16 protein-coding genes are annotated in these 16,224 nt (G+C 71.8%); 8 read left to right on the top strand and 8 right to left on the bottom strand.

Features of this window, described 5'->3' with window-relative positions:
• Positions 1–9 precede the first annotated feature (9 nt).
• Positions 10–339 carry an Lsr2 family protein gene (locus ACH35V_RS28145; protein WP_395976647.1) on the top strand — a complete coding sequence of 110 codons (330 nt, stop codon included), beginning with the start codon at positions 10–12 and terminating at the stop codon, positions 337–339.
• A 175-nt stretch (positions 340–514) separates the two neighbouring features.
• Here the strand turns inward: ACH35V_RS28145 and ACH35V_RS28140 are convergent, their stop codons facing one another.
• Both ACH35V_RS28140 and ACH35V_RS28135 read right to left on the bottom strand, forming a co-directional pair.
• Positions 515–1,519, bottom strand: coding sequence for a hypothetical protein (locus ACH35V_RS28140; protein WP_395976645.1), 1,005 nt, complete (start codon positions 1,517–1,519; stop codon positions 515–517).
• A gap of 214 nt (positions 1,520–1,733) precedes the next feature.
• The gene (locus ACH35V_RS28135) at positions 1,734–2,693 is read right to left on the bottom strand and encodes an MBL fold metallo-hydrolase (RefSeq protein WP_395976643.1); all 960 of its coding nucleotides are present in this window, start codon (positions 2,691–2,693) and stop codon (positions 1,734–1,736) included.
• Between the two features lie 155 nt (positions 2,694–2,848).
• Here ACH35V_RS28135 and ACH35V_RS28130 point away from each other — a divergent pair, with 155 nt between their 5' ends.
• From ACH35V_RS28130 to ACH35V_RS28110, 5 genes are all read left to right on the top strand, one after another.
• Positions 2,849–4,186 (top strand): hemolysin family protein, encoded by a 1,338-nt coding sequence (locus tag ACH35V_RS28130; RefSeq protein WP_395976641.1) that lies wholly within the window; start codon positions 2,849–2,851, stop codon positions 4,184–4,186.
• 151 nt (positions 4,187–4,337) lie between these two features.
• Positions 4,338–5,351: a hemolysin family protein gene (locus ACH35V_RS28125; protein WP_395976639.1), complete on the top strand. Its 1,014-nt coding sequence runs from the start codon at positions 4,338–4,340 to the stop codon at positions 5,349–5,351.
• A gap of 60 nt (positions 5,352–5,411) precedes the next feature.
• Positions 5,412–5,645: a helix-turn-helix domain-containing protein gene (locus ACH35V_RS28120; RefSeq protein ID WP_395976637.1), complete on the top strand. Its 234-nt coding sequence runs from the start codon at positions 5,412–5,414 to the stop codon at positions 5,643–5,645.
• Between the two features lie 4 nt (positions 5,646–5,649).
• Complete coding sequence (locus tag ACH35V_RS28115; protein ID WP_395976635.1) at positions 5,650–6,195, top strand: Clp protease N-terminal domain-containing protein; 546 nt, start codon at positions 5,650–5,652, stop codon at positions 6,193–6,195.
• A 29-nt stretch (positions 6,196–6,224) separates the two neighbouring features.
• Positions 6,225–7,604: an FAD-binding oxidoreductase gene (locus tag ACH35V_RS28110; protein ID WP_395976633.1), complete on the top strand. Its 1,380-nt coding sequence runs from the start codon at positions 6,225–6,227 to the stop codon at positions 7,602–7,604.
• Positions 7,605–7,610: 6 nt separating this feature from the next.
• On the opposite strand, the gene ACH35V_RS28105 is transcribed toward ACH35V_RS28110, so the two are convergent.
• The 4 genes from ACH35V_RS28105 to ACH35V_RS28090 all read right to left on the bottom strand — a co-directional run bounded on the left by ACH35V_RS28105 (position 7,611) and on the right by ACH35V_RS28090 (position 12,529).
• Positions 7,611–8,423, bottom strand: coding sequence for a carbon-nitrogen hydrolase family protein (locus tag ACH35V_RS28105; RefSeq protein WP_395977061.1), 813 nt, complete (start codon positions 8,421–8,423; stop codon positions 7,611–7,613).
• Between the two features lie 34 nt (positions 8,424–8,457).
• Positions 8,458–10,965 (bottom strand): DEAD/DEAH box helicase, encoded by a 2,508-nt coding sequence (locus ACH35V_RS28100; RefSeq protein WP_395976631.1) that lies wholly within the window; start codon positions 10,963–10,965, stop codon positions 8,458–8,460.
• 157 nt (positions 10,966–11,122) lie between these two features.
• A complete protein-coding gene (locus ACH35V_RS28095) occupies positions 11,123–11,713 on the bottom strand; it encodes an HD domain-containing protein (RefSeq protein WP_395976629.1) in 591 nt (196 codons plus the stop codon).
• 9 nt (positions 11,714–11,722) lie between these two features.
• Positions 11,723–12,529, bottom strand: coding sequence for a helix-turn-helix domain-containing protein (locus tag ACH35V_RS28090; protein ID WP_395976627.1), 807 nt, complete (start codon positions 12,527–12,529; stop codon positions 11,723–11,725).
• A 93-nt stretch (positions 12,530–12,622) separates the two neighbouring features.
• Between ACH35V_RS28090 and ACH35V_RS28085 the strand changes: the two genes are divergently transcribed.
• Complete coding sequence (locus ACH35V_RS28085; protein ID WP_395976625.1) at positions 12,623–13,468, top strand: oxidoreductase; 846 nt, start codon at positions 12,623–12,625, stop codon at positions 13,466–13,468.
• Between the two features lie 102 nt (positions 13,469–13,570).
• Complete coding sequence (locus tag ACH35V_RS28080) at positions 13,571–13,855, top strand: hypothetical protein (RefSeq protein WP_395976623.1); 285 nt, start codon at positions 13,571–13,573, stop codon at positions 13,853–13,855.
• On the opposite strand, the gene ACH35V_RS28075 is transcribed toward ACH35V_RS28080, so the two are convergent.
• Together ACH35V_RS28075 and gndA are read right to left on the bottom strand one after the other, a co-directional pair.
• Positions 13,837–14,625 carry a hypothetical protein gene (locus tag ACH35V_RS28075; protein ID WP_395976621.1) on the bottom strand — a complete coding sequence of 263 codons (789 nt, stop codon included), beginning with the start codon at positions 14,623–14,625 and terminating at the stop codon, positions 13,837–13,839. The genes ACH35V_RS28080 and ACH35V_RS28075 overlap by 19 nt on opposite strands.
• Positions 14,626–14,733: 108 nt before the next feature.
• Positions 14,734–16,158 (bottom strand): NADP-dependent phosphogluconate dehydrogenase, encoded by a 1,425-nt coding sequence (gene gndA, locus ACH35V_RS28070; protein ID WP_395976619.1) that lies wholly within the window; start codon positions 16,156–16,158, stop codon positions 14,734–14,736.
• Between the last annotated feature and the right edge of the window lie 66 nt (positions 16,159–16,224).

Raw genomic sequence — 16,224 nt, 5'->3', positions numbered from 1 at the left:
AGTCCCCGCATGGCACAGAAGGTCGAAGTCCTTCTCGTGGATGACATCGACGGCGGAGAGGCTGACGAGACCGTCAGCTTTTCCCTCGATGGCACCGCATACGAGATCGACCTGAGCAAGAAGAACGCCAGCAAGCTGCGCAACGGTCTGGAGCCGTTCGTGGCCGGCGCCCGCAAGGCGCGCAAGCCCGTCGGTCGCGGCGGCCGCGCCGCGCGGACCGCGGGCAGCCGCGAACGTTCCGCCGAGATTCGCGAGTGGGCGAAGAGCCGCGGCATCAAGGTCAATGAGCGGGGCCGTATCCCCGCCAATGTGATCGAGCAGTACGAGGCCGCGCACTAGCACGGCCCGCCGCGTCGCCGGGCATCGTTTCGGCACGCACCGTGGGGCCGGGGTGATGGATATCCATCACCCCGGCCCTTGCGTGCGCAACGGGCAAATCACCTTTTCCGGACCGTATTCGCCGGGAATGGTGCCGGACAACACAATGGGCGCTCCGCCCCCTGCGGGCGGGCCCTCACTCGGCGGGGAGCCTCAGCTCGTGGCCGGCGCGCAGCGCGCTCGTGACCCGCTCCCGCAGCGCCCGCTCCGCGCGGTGCGCGTCCTCGGCCATGCCGCGGATCTCCGCGCCCGCCATCTCGTCCCCGACGGTGCTCGCGAGCAGCTCCCGGTAGCGGGCGTTCTGCTCGGGCAGGTCCTGCAGCACCAGCGACTCGTGGTAGGCGTCGTCGGCCTCGTCCGCCCGCCGCGCGTACGCCTCCAGCGCCTCGATCCGCCGGGTGACCGAGCGGACCGACAGCTCCAGGGCCCGGTCCTGCGGTTCGAGCATCGCCCGCACCGCCGGGGAGAGCCGCTCCGGCTGCTGCGCGCGGCGCTCCCGGCGCAGCCGCGTGTGCTCGGCGAGCGCGGCCGCGACCGCCCATTCCTGCCGCGGCAGGACGACCGCGTTGCCGACGTCGTCCAGCAGCCCGGCGCCGTGCGCCTGCGACCCGAGGACAGCGTCGATCGCCCGCTGGGCGCGGACGAGGAGCCGCGCGGCGGGCCGGTCGAAGTCGCCGGGCAGCAGATAGGAGCCGTGGTGCTCGCGGGCGGCGCGCGCGGCGGCCGGTTCGCGGACGTGCCGCAGCGCCCCGGCCGCCCACCCGGTGAAGCTCGCCGCCGCGAGGACGGCCGCGGCCTCGGTCTGGCCCAGCAGCAGCAGGAGGACCTGCACCGCCGGGGTGAGCATCATCGCGGCGACGGGCAGCCGTCCCCAGCGCGCCGCTCCGCCGACGAGCTCGTCCCCGTCGAGGGAGGCGAGAAAGAACACCCGGAGCCAGCCGCCGGGCAGCACGCCGTAGAAGAACGCGAACGCCGGGATCCACACCAGCCGCGCCGCGACGGTGGCGGGACGGAGCCGCGGGCGCGGCGGAGCGGGCAGGCACGCCGCGACGAGCCGCTCGGGGGCGGCGGCGAGGACGGCGCGGTCGTCGCCGGAGATACCGGGGTCGAACACCGGACGGGGGCGGCTTTCCTCTTTCATCGGCACTCCCCACCGCGTCAGGGAAACCTGTGTGTCGAGCGAAGCGAACCGGCGGGCGCGGGGATCGTCCCCCGCACGTGGCGGGTGCCGGGGCTGGTTCCGACCCTTTCACGCGGGGTCGGCTCTCTCCAGATTGTCACGAGATCCGGACATCGGTCCTTGACGTGAGCGTCAGACCGTCCTTGCCCGGATAGTCCCGAAGAGCCCGCCGGTCCTAGTCCTGGAGGCGGGCCCAGACCTCGCGGTCGCGGTCGGCGGTCCAGACGCGGGGGCGTTCGACGCCGTCCAGCTCGTCCCAGAGGCGGGCGACGTCGAACGGGAGGCAGTGCTCGAAGATCGGCCAGCGGCCGTAGGCGGGCTCGAGCGCGGCGTGGACGGCGCCGAACGCGTCCTTGAGCGTCCCGCCGCGCACCCGGACCTTGCTCGTCTCGCGCATCATCGTGTCCAGGAAGTCGCGGGTCTGCCCGATGGCGGCGTCGGCGGCGTCCCGGCCGTGCGCGACGGCGCCGCGTCCGCCGACGAGCGTCTCGGCGCCGAACGAGGCGACGTGGTCGAGCGTGCCGGACGCCCAGTCGCGGTGGAACGCGTCGCCGGTGTAGAGCGCGGCCTGCGTCTCGACGAGGTCGCCCGCGAACAGGATGCGGTGCCGGGGCAGCCAGGCCACGAGGTCGCCCTCGGTGTGGCCGCGCCCGCAGTACGCCAGGTCGAGGTCGCCGCGGTCGCCGCCGAGGTCGATGGTGAGCGTGCGGGAGAACGTCGCGGTCGGCCAGGTGAGGCCGGGGATGCTCTCCGGATCCTTGAACAGCCGGGGCATCCGGCCGTACTCCGACTCCCAGTCCTCCTTGCCGCGCTCGGCGATCAGCGCCCGGGTCAGGTCGTGCGCGATGATCACCGGCGCGCCGAACGCGCTGGCGCCGAGCGTCCGGACGGCGTGGTAGTGCGAAAGCACCAGGTAGCGGATCGGCTTGTCGGTGTGCGCGCGCAGGACGGCGAGCCAGTCGCGGGCCGCGGCCGGTGTCGCGAGGGCCTCGAAGCAGACGAGGAAGTCCTCCCCCTCGACGGCCCCGACGTTCGGGTCGCCCTCAGCGGTGAGCGCGTACACTCCGTCGGCCAGGACTTCCAGCGTCTGCGTCTTGTCGCCCAGATCTGCGGACGACGCGAACGGTCTGGGCATGGGCGCCCCTCTCGAACTCGTGGCCGCGGCCCCTGCTCGTCTGAACGTTCATTCCACACAGAGCGGTTGATAACCGTCCAAACGCTCTGTGTGGGGAGAAGCCCGCCGGGCGGGTAAGGGGATCTTGCACGTGCCGCGCGACGGAGGGAGAGCCGGTGAACGCCGTGCTCGGGCTGCTGGCCGTCCTCGTGCTGACGGCCGCGACGGGCTACTTCGTGGCGCAGGAGTTCGCGTTCGTCACCGCCGACCGGGCGCTGCTCGACCAGCGGGCCGCGGACGGCGACCGGGCGTCCGCGCGGGCGGTGCGGGTGATGCGGCGGCTGTCGTTCATGCTGTCCGGCGCGCAGCTCGGCATCACGGTCACCGCGCTCGTCGTCGGGTTCATCGCCAAGCCCGCGCTGGCCGACCTGATCGACCCGGCGCTGCGGGCCGGCGGGGTGCCGGACGCGGCGTCCGGCGGGGTGGCGGTGGCGCTCGGGTTCGGCCTCGCCACCGTGGTCCAGATGATCCTGGGCGAGCTGTTCCCGAAGAACCTGGCGCTGGTCAGGGCGGAGCCGATGGCGCGGGTGCTCGCCGCGTCCACGCTCGTCTACCTGGCGGTGGCGGGCCCGCTGATCAGGCTGTTCGACGCGGCGGCGAACCGGCTCGTCCGCGCGGCCGGGATCGAGCCGGTGGAGGAGCTGCACCACGGCGCGACGCTGCAGGAGCTCGGGCACATCATCGGCGAGTCCGGCGAGAAGCTGCAGGCGGGGCACGCCGACCTGCTGGAGCGGGCGCTCGTGTTCTCCGAGCGCGACGCCGAGGAGGTCATGGTCCCGCGCGTAGACGTGGTGACCGTCCCGGCGACCGCGCGCGCCGCCGAGCTGAGCGACGTCATCTCCGCGACCGGTCACTCCCGCTATCCCGTCGTGGGCGAGAGCGTCGACGACCTCGTCGGCGTCGTCGGGCTGGAGGAGCTGATCCTGCTCGGCCCGGACGAGGCGGAGCGCACCGCCGTCCGCGACATCGCCAGGGCGCCGCTGCTGCTGCCGTCCTCGCTGCCGCTGCCGGACGTGCTGACCCGCCTGCGCGCCGCCGCCGCTCCGATGGCCTGCGTGATGGACGAGTACGGCGGCTTCGCCGGGCTGGTGACCTGGGAGGACGTCGCCGAGGAGCTGGTCGGGGAGATCGCCGACGAGAACGAGCCCGGCGAGGACCTGGCGATCCGGACCGGCGAGTGGTGGACGACCGACGCCGGCCTCCGCATGGACGAGGTCGCCCACGAGACCGGCATCGCGCTGCCCGAGGGCGACTACGAGACCGTCGCGGGCCTGCTGCTGAAGCGCCTCGGCCGGGTCGCCCGCCCCGGCGACGTCGTCACCGTCGACCTGCCGCCCACCCGCCTGGACGAGCCCGCCCGCACCGCGTTCATCGAGGTCCTGACGATCCGCCGCCACGTGCCCGAACTGATCCGCGTCCGCGCCGTCACCGCCGCCCCGGAGGAGGACCGATGACCGCAGCGAAGCGAGGATCATCGGCCCGACCATCCCGGGGGTCTGGGGGTTGCCCCCCAGAAGGGCAGGGCCCGATGACCGCAGCGGAGCGAGGATCATCGGCCCGACCTTCCCGGGGGTCTGGGGGTTGCCCCCAGAAGGGCAGGGACCGGTGAGTCTTGCGTTGGGCGCGGTCGTCACGCTCGCGTTGCTGATCGGCAACGGATTCTTCGTCGCGACCGAGTTCGCGCTGGTCGCGGCGCGGCGGCCGCGTCTGGAGCGGGCCGCGGCGCGGGGCGGACGGGCCGCGGCGGCCGCGGTCGCCGGGATCGACGAGCTGTCGCTGACCCTCGCCGGGGCGCAGCTCGGCATCACGATGTGCTCGCTCGGTCTCGGCCTGGTCTCCGAGCCGGTGTTCGCGGCGACGCTCACGCCGCCGATCCACGCGGCGGGCCTGCCGGACGGGGCCGCGCACGCGGTCGCGTTCGTCCTGGCCCTGGCGCTCGTCACGTTCCTGCACATGGTCGTCGGGGAGATGGCGCCGAAGTCGTGGGCGATCACCGCTCCGGAGCGCTCGGCGACGCTTCTGGGGCTGCCGTTCCGGGCGTTCGCGACCGTCGTCCGGCCGCTGCTGGCCGCGCTGAACGGCACGACGAACCTGCTGCTGCGCATGATCCGCATCGAGCCGGCCGACTCGCGGGAGGTGTCGCGGACGCCGGAGCAGCTGCGCAGCATCGCGCAGGACTCGCGGCGCCTCGGGCTGATCGAGGAGACCGAGCTGTCCCTGCTCACCGCCGCGCTGGACGCGCCGCGCACCCCGCTGGCCGGGCTCGTCGTGCCGGTCTCCCGGATCGTGTCGGTCCCGGCCGCGGCGACGCCGCAGGAGGTCATCGACACCGCCGCCCGCACCGGCCATCTCCGGATCATGCTGCGGGACGCGGGCGCCGAGCCGCTCATGGTGCACGTCCGCGACGCCTACCTGGCCCGTGCCAGGGGCCGCCGGACGCCGGCCAGCGAGATGGCGCATCCGGTTCCCGCGGTGCCGGTCGGGACGCCGGTGGGCGAGGCGGTCGCCGTCCTGAAGCGCCACCACAGCCACCTCGGCCTCGCCGTGGCCCCCGACGGCCGCGTCACGGGGCTGATCAACCTCGACGACCTCCTGACGACGCTCCTCGCCGTCCGCTGATCCCCGCGAGGGTGTCAACATCGGTTGACACGGCATCGGGTGTCAACCTACATTGACGGCATGAGAGATGGAGTGACGCTCGCCCAGGAGGCGAGCAGCCGGGATCCCTCGGTCGGGCTGCGGGCCGTCCGGGCACTGCGGGAGCTGGCCGAGCGGCTGGAGGCGCTGCAGGTCGCCAGCGCCCGCGACCAGGGCTGGTCCTGGCAGGACATCGCGGTCTGCCTCGGCGTGAGCAGGCAGGCCGTCCACAAGAAGCACGGCGGCAAGCGCCGCATTCTCAGGAAAGAGGACTGACGCGATGTTCGAGCGTTTCACCGACGGCGCGCGGAGGGTCGTCGTCGACGCCCAGGCGGAGGCGCGGGAACTCCGGCACCACCACGTCGGCACCGAGCACCTCCTGCTCTCCCTCCTGAACGGCGACGGCGACGTCACGCGGGCGGCGGCCGAGCACGGGCTGGACGCGTCCGGGATCCGGGCCCGGATCGTCCGGAGGAGCGAGGACCCGCTCGACCCCGAGGCGCTGAGCACGCTCGGCATCGACCTGGACGCCGTCCGCGAGGCGACCGAGCGGGCCTTCGGGCCGGGCGCCCTGGACCTTCCCTCCGGCGAATGCCGCGGCCCCAAGGGCCACGTGCCCTTCACGCCGAAGGCCAAGAAGGCCCTGGAACTGAGCCTGCGGCACGCGATCCGGCTCAAGCAGAAGGCGATCCACGAGGGGCACATCCTGCTCGGCCTCCTGCACGACGACGAGTTCCTGTCGGCGCGGCTCGCCGCCGAGGCCGGGGTGGACGTCCCGGCCCTGCGCGCCCATGTCGAGCGGCTGATCGCGTCCCGGGCGGCCTGACCCCGGCACGTGTGTGATTACTTGGGGACATGTCGGATCTCCTGGACACGCTGCGCCGCACCGTCCCCGCCGACCGGATCGTCACCGACCCGGACGTGATCTCCTCCTACACGCACGACGAGGCGGCCTGGGCCCCCTACGGGACGCCCGCCGCCCTCGTCCGCGCCGGATCCACCGGCGACGTGCGGAACGTCGTGACGGCCTGCGCTGAGCACGGCGCCCCGCTCGTCCCGCGCGGCGCGGGCACCGGCGTGTCCGGCGGCGCGAACGCGCTCGACGGGTGCGTGCTGCTGTCCCTGGAGGCGATGGACGCCATCGTCGAGATCAACGCCGAGGAGCGGCTCGCCGTCGTCCAGGCGGGCGTGGTGAACGACGCGCTCCGGAACGCCTGCGCCGAGCAGGGCCTCTGGTACCCGCCGGACCCGTCCAGCGCGCCGTGGTCGACGATCGGCGGGAACGTCGCCACCAACGCGGGCGGCCTGTGCTGCGTCAAGTACGGCGTGACCCGCGACTACGTCCTGGCGGTGGAGGCGGTCGTGGGACGCGGCGAGGTCGTCAGGCTCGGCCGCCGCACCGCCAAGGGCGTCGCCGGATACGACCTGTGCGGGCTCATGGTCGGCTCCGAGGGGACGCTCGGCGTGATCACCGAGGTGACCGTCCGGCTGCGCGGCGCCCGCTCCCCCGAGCGCACCGTCGTCGGCTACTTCGACACGCTGCAGGCGGCGGGCGCGGCGGTCGGCATGATCACCGCGTCCGGGATCGTCCCGAGCGCGCTGGAGCTGGTCGACCGGCACGTCCTGGCCGCGGTCGACGCGTGGCGGAACATGGGCCTGTCGGCGGACGCGAACGTCCTGCTCCTCGGCCGCACCGACGCGCCCGGCGAGGCCGGGGACGCGGAGGCCGACGCGATGGTCCGGCTGTTCGACGCGGCGGGCGCGACCTGGAGCGCCCGGTCGTCCGACGAGGCCGAGGCGGAGGCGCTCTTCTCCGCCCGCAAGCTCAGCCACCAGGCGCTCGAACGCCTCGGCACCCTCCTGACGGAGGACGTGTGCGTCCCGCGCGGCCTCCTCCCGGAGATGCTCACCCGCGTCGAGGCGACCGCCGCGCGCAACGACGTCCACATCGCGAACGTCGCGCACGCGGGCGACGGGAACCTGCACCCGCTCATCGTCACCCCGCCCGGCGACGACGCCGCCCGCGTCCGCGCCCAGCGCGCGTTCGACGAGATCATCGCGGACGCGATCGCGCTCGGCGGCACCGTCTCCGGCGAGCACGGCATCGGGCTCCTCAAGCGCCGCGGCCTGCGCGACGAGGTGTCCCCGGCCGTCATCGCCATGCACCACGCGGTCAAGGACGCCCTGGACCCGGCCGGCATCTTCAACCCCGGAAAGGTCATCGGCCCGCCCTGACGCGCCTTACCCGAGTTCGGTCTCTCCCAGGGTGACCGTGAAGCGGCGGAGGCTGAGCGCCGGGTTCTTCTCCCGGACGGACGCGACCCGCTCCGGCGACACCTCCGCGGACGCGACGCCCGTGCCCTCCCCGAGCCCGGCCGTCACCACGCCCATCGGATCCACGATCATGCTGTTGCCGGCGCCGGTCGGGGCGCACTGCCCGGCGGCGGCGACGTAGATGGTGTTCTCGATCGCGCGGGCCCGGACGAGCGTCCGCCAGTGGTCCTCCTTCAGCGGGCCCGGCACCCAGTCGGCGGGCAGCGCGAGCACGTCGGCGCCCGCGTCCACGATCCGCCGCGTCACCTCCGGGAACCGGACGTCGTAGCAGGTCTGCATGCCGAACGTCACGCCCTCGACCGCGAACGTCTCCGGCTTCCCGATCTCGCCGGGCCGGACCAGCGCCGACTCCTTGTAACCGAACGCGTCGTACAGGTGGATCTTGCGGTACTCGGCGACGACGTCGCCGCCGGGGCCGATGGCGAGGAGCGTGTTGGAGATGCGGCCGGGCTCGTCCAGCCGCTCGTTCATGCCCGCGACGACGTGCACGCCGAGCCGCCCGGCCAGCTCGGCGAGGCCCGCGGCGAACGGGCCGTCGAGCGGCTCCGCCGAGTCGAGGACCCGCTCGTCCAGCTTCGGCGCCGTGAACATGGCGAACTCGGGGAACACGACGACGTGCGCCCCGCGCCCGGCCGCCTCGCCGGCGAGCTTGCGGATCGCCGCCAGGTTCTCGTCCTTGTCGACACCCGGCGCGAACTGCGCCACCGCGACCTGCACCATGCTCATTCCCTCCCGCATTGCCTGTGTTCCCGTGTCACATGCGGTCGACGCCGGTCACGCGGATGACGGCCTCGCCCGCCTGGTCGGAGCCCGCCAGGTCCACCTCGGCGCTGACGCCCCAGTCGTGGTGCCCCTCGGGGTCGTCGAACACCTGCCGGACACGCCACAGCGCGTCCTCGGGGACCTCTTCGATCTGCAGCAGCTTCGGGCCCCGCGCGTCCGGGCCGGTGAACAACTCGTCGTGCTCGGCGAAGTAGCCGTCCATCGCCTCCTCCCAGGCGGCGGCTCCGAAGTCCGGGTCGAACTCGCCCAGCTCCGCGTACCGCTCCAGCGCCGCCAGCTCCACCCGCCGGAACAGGGCGTTGCGGACCAGCACCCGGAACGCCCGCGCGTTCGCGGTGACCTTCGTGACGCGCTCCTCGATCGGCTCGTCCAGGTCGTCGTCCTGCGGGTTCGCGAGCTGCTCCCACTCGTCCAGGAGGCTGGAGTCGACCTGCCGCACCAGCTCCCCCAGCCACTCGATCAGGTCGATGAGGTCATCGGTCTTGATCGACTCCGGGACGGTCTGCTGCAGCGCCTTGTACGCCCCCGACAGGTACCGCAGGACGAGCCCCTCGCCCCGCGCCAGCTCGTAGTACCCGATGTACTCGGTGAACGTCATCGCCCGCTCGTACATGTCGCGCACCACCGACTTGGGACGCAGCGGATGGTCGCCCACCCACGGATGCCCGGACCGGTAGATCTCGTAGGCGGCGTCGAGCTCGTCCTCCAGCGGCTTCGGATGGTCGACGTCCTGGAGCAGCTCCATCCGCTCCTCGTACTCGATCCCCTCCGCCTTCATCTCCTGGACGGCCTCGCCCTTCGCCTTGTTGACCTGCGCCGCGATGATCTGCCGCGGGTCCTCCAGCGTCGCCTCGATCACCGACAGGACGTCCAGCGCGTACGACGGCGACGACGGGTCCAGGACCTCGAACGCGGCCAGCGCGAACGTCGACAGCGCCTGGTTGAGCGCGAAGTCCTCCTGCAGATCAACAGTGATGCGCGCGTACCGTCCCATGTCGTCCGGCTCCGGCAGCACCTCCACGACCCCGCCCGCCAGCAGCGACCGGTAGATCGCGATCGCCCGCGAGATGTGCTTCCTCCGCGCCGCGGGCTCCTCGTGGTTGTCGGTCAGCAGCCGCTTCATCGCCTGGTACGCGTTGCCGGGACGCGCGATCACCGACAGCAGCATCGCGTGGCTGACCTGGAACCGGGACCGGAGCATCTCCGGCTCCGCATCCTGCAGCTTCGCGAAGACCTCCTCGTCCCACCCGACGAACCCCTCGGGCGGCTTCTTGCGCTGCACCTTCCGCCGCTTCTTGGGGTCGTCCCCGGCCTTCGCCAGCGCCTTCTCGTTCTCCACCACATGCTCGGGCGCCTGCGCGACGACGAACCCGACCGTGTCGAACCCGGCGCGCCCAGCCCTGCCCGCGATCTGATGGAACTCCCTCGCGCGGAGCCGCCGCACCCGGTGCCCGTCGTACTTGCTGAGCGCGGTGAACACCACGGTCCTGATCGGCACGTTGACGCCGACGCCCAGGGTGTCCGTCCCGCAGATGACCTTCAGCAGCCCCGCCTGCGCGAGCCGCTCCACCAGCCGCCGGTACTTGGGCAGCATCCCCGCGTGATGGACCCCGATCCCGTGCCGGACGAACCGCGACAGGTTCCGCCCGAACTTCGTCGTGAACCGGAAGTTCCCGATCAGCTCCGCGATCCGCGCCTTCTCCGCCTTCGTGCACACGTTGATGCTCATCAGCGACTGCGCCCGCTCGATCGCCGCCGCCTGCGTGAAATGCACCAGATACACCGGCGCCTTCTGCTCGGCCAGCAGCTCCTCGATCGTCTCGTGCAGCGGCGTCACCCGGTAGTCGTAGATCAGCGGGACGGGCCGCTCCGCCGACGTCACCAGCGCGGTCGGCCGCCCCGTCCGCCGGGCCAGGTCCTTCTGGAAGAACGAGACGTCGCCCAGCGTGGCCGACATCAGCAGGAACTGGGCCTGCGGCAGCTCCAGCAGCGGGATCTGCCACGCCCACCCCCGCTCGGGCTCGGCGTAGAAGTGGAACTCGTCCATGACCACCACGCCGATGTCGGCGTTGGCGCCGTCCCGCAGCGCGATGTTGGCCAGCACCTCCGCCGTGCAGCACACGATCGGCGCGTCCGCGTTCACGCTCGCGTCGCCGGTCATCATGCCGACGTTCTCCCGGCCGAACATCTCGCACAGGTCGAAGAACTTCTCCGACACCAGCGCCTTGATCGGCGCCGTGTAGAACCCGACCTGGTCCTTGCCGAGCCCCGCGAACAGCGCCCCCGCCGCCACCAGGCTCTTCCCCGACCCGGTCGGCGTCGACAGGATCACGTTCGCGCCCGACACGACCTCGATGAGCGCCTCCTCCTGCGCGGGATACAACGTGATCCCGCGCCCCGACACCCACCGTTCGAACGCCTCGAACAGCGAATCGGCGTCGGTGTCGTTCCCAGAGGGCAGCTCATCGATAAGGCTCACCCCTCCATCCTGCCCCCGATCACCCACTGCCCGCGTCACCCCCGCCCCCGCCGCCCGGCGACCGCGACCACGATCCCGGCCGCCCCCGCACTGAGCACCCCACCGATCACCGACGCCATCTCCACCACCGCATGCATGCCGCGCGCTCTCCCCAACGTCACACGATGGCGTGCCCGAAGTCCGCCGCGAGCGCCGCGAGATCGGGCTCACCGAACTGCTCACGCATCGCGTGGAACACCGCGACCTTGTGCTCACCGAACCGCCGCGCACGGGCCACGTACGAGTCGGCCGTGACGAAGGTCGGCGGATCGGTCTTGCTGTGAAACCTGTCCGCGTACGCCACTAGCCGTTCCTCAGCGGATTCGGCCATGTAGTCGGCAACGGGGATCGGGAGCCGCTGCCGCTCGACGTCGTCCCGCGTCAGCCCGGTGTGGCGGGAGCAGAACCGGCAGATCACCTCGGGAAAACCCTCGTCACGCAGCAGCTCATGCCCCAGCAGACCGTGCTTGAGATAGTTCTTGTGGTCGAGCGCCCCAGCCGCGTCGTAAAGCCGGTAGACGCCGATGTCATGCAGCAGACACCCGGCCCGGACGAGCTCCTTGTCCACGTCGAGGCCGCCCCGGTCCATGATCCGCTCAGCGACCTCGCACACGATCACGCAATGCGTCCAGACAAGCTCAAACGCCTCCGGACTCGGCGCACACCGCTCATGCAGGGCCTGGATCTCGTCGTCCGCCGGAATCCGCACCCCGCAAGCCTATGCGCGCGCCAGCTTCCGCAGTGCCTCGTCGTCCGGGCCGCCGGGCTCGGGGAAGTACACGTACAGGACGTGGCCCTCCTGCCCGGCGAGCGCGAAGGTCTCGAACTTGAGGCGCAGGACGCCGACGCCGTCCACGCGCACCCGCTTCTCGCCCATCGTGCGCTCGTACACCTCGTGGGAATCCCAAAGGGCCCGGAACGTCTCGCTTCGCTCGCGCAGGTCCGCGACAAGGCCGTCGAGCTCTCCGTGACGGGCGGCCGCGGTGACGCGCAGACCGGCGACCGCCTGCAGGGCGATCTCGTCCCAGTCGGGATAAACCGTTCGCGCACGCGGGTCGAGGAAGGCGAACTCGATCAGGTTGTGTCCCGGGCTCCACGCGGGGTTGACCCGGGCCGCGAGCGCAGTACCGGCCAGGACGTCCCGGCCGGGACCCGCGACGAAAGCGGGCAGGTCGGCCCACCGGTCCAGCAACTGAAGCACCCCGAGCCGCACGACGCGGGCGGACGGGTCGTCCTCCGACGCCGGCCGCGGCATCGCCAGAGACCACAGGTAGGCCCGCTCGGTGTCGTCCAGCCGCAGCACCCGGGCCAGCGCCTCCAGGATCTCCCGGGACGGACGCCGGTCACGGCCCTGCTCGATCCGGGCGTAATAGGACGGGCTGACCCCGGCGAGCAGCGCCAGTTCCTCGCGGCGCAGCCCCTTCACCCGCCGCCGCGTATTGCCGACGACACCGGCGGAGGCGGCGTCGGCCTTCTCCCTGCGGCTGCGCAGAAAGGAACCGAGCTGATTATCGTCACGTGCCATTTGCGTCAACGGTACCGGCCGCGTAACTGACCCTGCGGGAGCCTCCCTCAAGGGGGTGTGGCACGCTCACCTGCCTGCCGCTGTCATGGAGGCATGCCGAACGAAACGCCTGTATGGCTGATCACTGGATGCTCCAAAGGGCTGGGCCGGGCCCTGGCCGAACACGCCCTGGAGCGAGGCGACCGGGTGGCGGTCACCGCCCGCGACCCCGCCGCGGTGACCGGACTCGCCGTCCGGCACGGCGACCGCGCACTGGCCCTGGAATTGGACGTCACCGACCCCGAGTCGGTGAAAGCGGCCGTCCAAGAATGCGAGCGGACTTTCGGACGCATCGACGTCCTGGTCAACAACGCCGGATACGGCTACCTGGCCGCCGTCGAAGAAGGCGAGGACGCCGCCGTCCGCGCACTTTACGAAACGAACGTGCACGGCGTGGTGACGGTCCTGAAGGCCGCGCTGCCGGGCATGCGGGCCCGCCGCACGGGACGCGTCGTCAACATCTCCTCCTTCGGAGGACTGGCCGCTTTCGCCGCGACCGGTTACTACCACGCGACGAAGTTCGCGCTGGAGGGCCTGTCGGAGTCGCTGGCCGCGGAACTCGCGCCGCTGGGAATCGCGGTGACGATCGCCGAGCCGGGCGGCCTGCGCACCGATTGGGCAGGCGAATCCATGCGGCAGTCTCCGCTACGCCTGGACGACTACGAACAGACCGCCGGAAAACGCCGCGAGGCCACGCTGGCCGTCTCGGGCCGCCAGCCCGGCGACCCGTCCCGCGCCGCCGCGTCCATCGCCGCGGCCGTGGACGCCAAGGCACCCCCGCTACGGCTGCTGCTCGGCTCCGACGCGCTCACCGGAGCCCGCGCTTGCCTCGACCACCGCCGAGCCGAGATAGACGCGAACGAGGCACTGACCACAAGCGTGGACCTACCCGCAAGCTGACCTCACCGAAGCCAAGGAGCGGCGCGCAGCCGAGCCATCCGAGGGGAGGACGCACCCGGCCTCCTGAACGGGAGGAGTTCGTCGCAGTCCTACGGCGTCCTGATGTACGTCGCCGATTCAGCACCGCTTATCGACTCCCTGCGCACATGTGCCGAGGACGGCGGAATCCTGTCGATCATGACGCTGGACACCGCCACCCCGGCGGTGCGGCCCGAACTCGAACACCGCCGGGACGGCGCCCTCGCCGCGATCGCCGAAGTCGAACTCGAGGCCGGCAGACGCGACTCCCTACCGCCGCCTCAGCCGCGTCTTCCACCTCCTCGGCCGGAAGGCGTCCGGATAGCGGGAGGGGCGGTGGGGGTGCGGCGTCAGGTTCCGTCGGCGTAGACGCAGTGGTCGGATCCGCGGCCGACGATCGTGCCGTCCGACAGCTTCACGATGACCTCGACGGTCTGCTCGTAGTAGTAGGGCTCGGACTTGAAGGTGTAGGAGTACCCGAGGTCCGACCAGTTCCCGTCCGCGTCGGTCAGCGCACTGTGGCTGATGTCCGGTTTCTGGCTCGAGGGCCAGGACGTCCACCGGGTCGAGTCCGGCGTGTACTGGTACGTGGTGATCCGGTTGTACTCGACGTACACTCGCGAGTTGGAGCGGTACCGGGTGGCGCTCACCGTCGCGGAGATGGTGTGGGTTGCCGGGTCACACGTGAGCGTGTACGTGGTGCGGGCGTCACGGTTGCAGGTCGCTTTCCTCTCCGATACCTGAGCGCCCGCGCTGTTCCGCACGATGACCTGCACGGTCTCCGTGTAGAAGAGGTAATCCGACGCATTCCAGTCGCGGGTGTACCCGTCGATGTTCAGTGCGCCGTTGCTCGCGCCAGTCCCCGTGCCCGTGACGGCGGGGAACTGGGGAACCCAGCCAAGGCTGCCGTCCGTCCTGACGAAGGAGCCGGTGAGCAGCCTGAACTCGGCCTGATAGGCGAAGCCCGGCACCCACGTGCCCGTCAGCCTGGTGCTGATCTTTCCGGTGGACGCGTCGCACGTGATCTCGGCACGGCCCGGCCCGGGATCGTCCGCGGCGGCGGAGGCCGTCCCGGTGAGGGCGAACGAGCCGACGAGCAGGAGTGCGGCTAACAGTGGCGGAACACGACGCAGCGTCATGACGGTGGTCCTCTCTCTCGCCACCATCTTGACGATCATGGTCGGTCGGCGGGAGAGCTGAGGCCGCATGCGGCCAGGGCCATGATGAGGGCCCTGGCTCCGCGCCGGTCAGGGCGTTGTCTCGGTGCGGTCGGCGGACCAGAGGGTGTGGTAGGTGCCTTCGCGGTCTGTGCGGCGGTAGGTGTGGGCGCCGAAGTAGTCGCGTTGGCCTTGGGTGAGGGCGGCCGGGAGGCGGGGTGCGCGGAGGGAGTCGTAGTAGGCGAGGGCGGTGGAGAAGCCGGGGGCCGGGATGCCGAGTTTGGCGGCGATTGAGACGACGTCGCGCCAGGCTTCCTGGGCGTCGCCTACCGCCTCGGTGAAGTGGGGGTCGGTTAGGAGGGTCGGTGTTTGCGGGTCGGTTTCGTAGGCGGCGCGGATGCGGTCCAGGAAGCGGGCGCGGATGATGCAGCCGCCGCGCCAGATGGTGGCCATCGCGCCCAGGTCGATGTTCCAGCCGTATTCGGCGCTGCCCGCCTGGATCTGGTGGAAGCCCTGCGCGTAGGCGACGATCTTGGACGCGTACAGGGCCTTCTCGACGGCCTCGGCGAAGTCCGGGCCGGCGACGGGCGCGCGGGACGGGCCCGGGAGGTTCTGGGCGGCCTCGCGGAGGGACGCGTGGCCGGAGACGGAGCGGGCGAAGACCGCTTCGGCTATGCCGCCTACCGGGACGCCCAGGTCGAGGGCGGTCTGCACCGTCCAGCGGCCGGTGCCCTTCTGCTCGGCCTGGTCGAGGACGACGTCGACGAACGGGCGGCCGGTGGCGGCGTCGGTGTGCGCGAGGACCTCGGCGGTGATCTCGATGAGGTAGGAGCCGAGGCGGCCGGTGTTCCAGGTGCGGAAGACCTCGGCGATCTCGGCGGGGGCGAGGCCGGCGGCGTGCCGGAGGAGGTCGTAGGACTCGGCGATCAGCTGCATGTCGGCGTACTCGATGCCGTTGTGCACCATTTTCACGAAGTGTCCGGCGCCGTCGGGGCCGACGTGGGTGCAGCAGGGCGTTCCGTCCACCTTGGCGGAGATGTCCTCGAGCAGGGGGCCGAGCGCCTCGTAGGACGCGGCGGAGCCGCCCGGCATGATGCTCGGGCCGTGCAGGGCGCCCTCCTCGCCGCCGGAGATGCCGGCGCCGACGAAGTGGACGCCGCGTTCCCGCAGGGCCGATTCGCGGCGGCGGGTGTCGGCGAAGTTGGCGTTGCCGCCGTCGACGATCATGTCGCCGGGTTCGAGGAGCGGCGCGAACTCGTCGATGACGGCGTCGGTCGGGCCGCCCGCCTTCACCATGATCACCAGGCGGCGGGGGCGTTCGAGGGACGCGACGAACCTCTCCGGCGTGTCGGCGGGCAGGAACGCGCCCTCGTGGCCGAACTCGTCCACCAGGGACTTCGTCCGTGCGGAGGTGCGGTTGTGGACGGCGACGGGATGCCCGTGCCTGGCCAGGTTACGGGCCAGGTTGCGGCCCATCACCGCGAGCCCCGTGACTCCGATACGCGCCGTTTCCATTGGATCGCTCCTCCTCGTGTGCCACCCTGATCAAGGGGTTGTACGCGGGTCCATGATCCCCCGTTC

The organism is Actinomadura sp. 1N219, from assembly GCF_044326405.1.
Lineage (GTDB): Bacteria > Actinomycetota > Actinomycetes > Streptosporangiales > Streptosporangiaceae > Spirillospora.
Note: the sequence above shows the minus strand (reverse complement) of the source record. Positions and strands in the feature narration are given on the sequence as shown.

Bases quoted from the DNA above. Each gene is read 5' to 3' on its own strand.
- ACH35V_RS28105 (WP_395977061.1), bottom strand. From the start codon at position 8,423: ATGGTGCAGGTCGCGGTGGCGCAGTTCGCGCCGGGTGTCGACAAGGAC.
- ACH35V_RS28090 (WP_395976627.1), bottom strand. From the start codon at position 12,529: ATGGCACGTGACGATAATCAGCTCGGTTCCTTTCTGCGCAGCCGCAGG.
- ACH35V_RS28135 (WP_395976643.1), bottom strand. From the start codon at position 2,693: ATGCCCAGACCGTTCGCGTCGTCCGCAGATCTGGGCGACAAGACGCAG.
- gndA (WP_395976619.1), bottom strand. From the start codon at position 16,158: ATGGAAACGGCGCGTATCGGAGTCACGGGGCTCGCGGTGATGGGCCGC.
- ACH35V_RS28075 (WP_395976621.1), bottom strand. From the start codon at position 14,625: ATGACGCTGCGTCGTGTTCCGCCACTGTTAGCCGCACTCCTGCTCGTC.
- ACH35V_RS28120 (WP_395976637.1), top strand. From the start codon at position 5,412: ATGAGAGATGGAGTGACGCTCGCCCAGGAGGCGAGCAGCCGGGATCCC.
- ACH35V_RS28140 (WP_395976645.1), bottom strand. From the start codon at position 1,519: ATGAAAGAGGAAAGCCGCCCCCGTCCGGTGTTCGACCCCGGTATCTCC.
- ACH35V_RS28115 (WP_395976635.1), top strand. From the start codon at position 5,650: ATGTTCGAGCGTTTCACCGACGGCGCGCGGAGGGTCGTCGTCGACGCC.
- ACH35V_RS28080 (WP_395976623.1), top strand. From the start codon at position 13,571: ATGTACGTCGCCGATTCAGCACCGCTTATCGACTCCCTGCGCACATGT.
- ACH35V_RS28085 (WP_395976625.1), top strand. From the start codon at position 12,623: ATGCCGAACGAAACGCCTGTATGGCTGATCACTGGATGCTCCAAAGGG.
- ACH35V_RS28110 (WP_395976633.1), top strand. From the start codon at position 6,225: ATGTCGGATCTCCTGGACACGCTGCGCCGCACCGTCCCCGCCGACCGG.
- ACH35V_RS28145 (WP_395976647.1), top strand. From the start codon at position 10: ATGGCACAGAAGGTCGAAGTCCTTCTCGTGGATGACATCGACGGCGGA.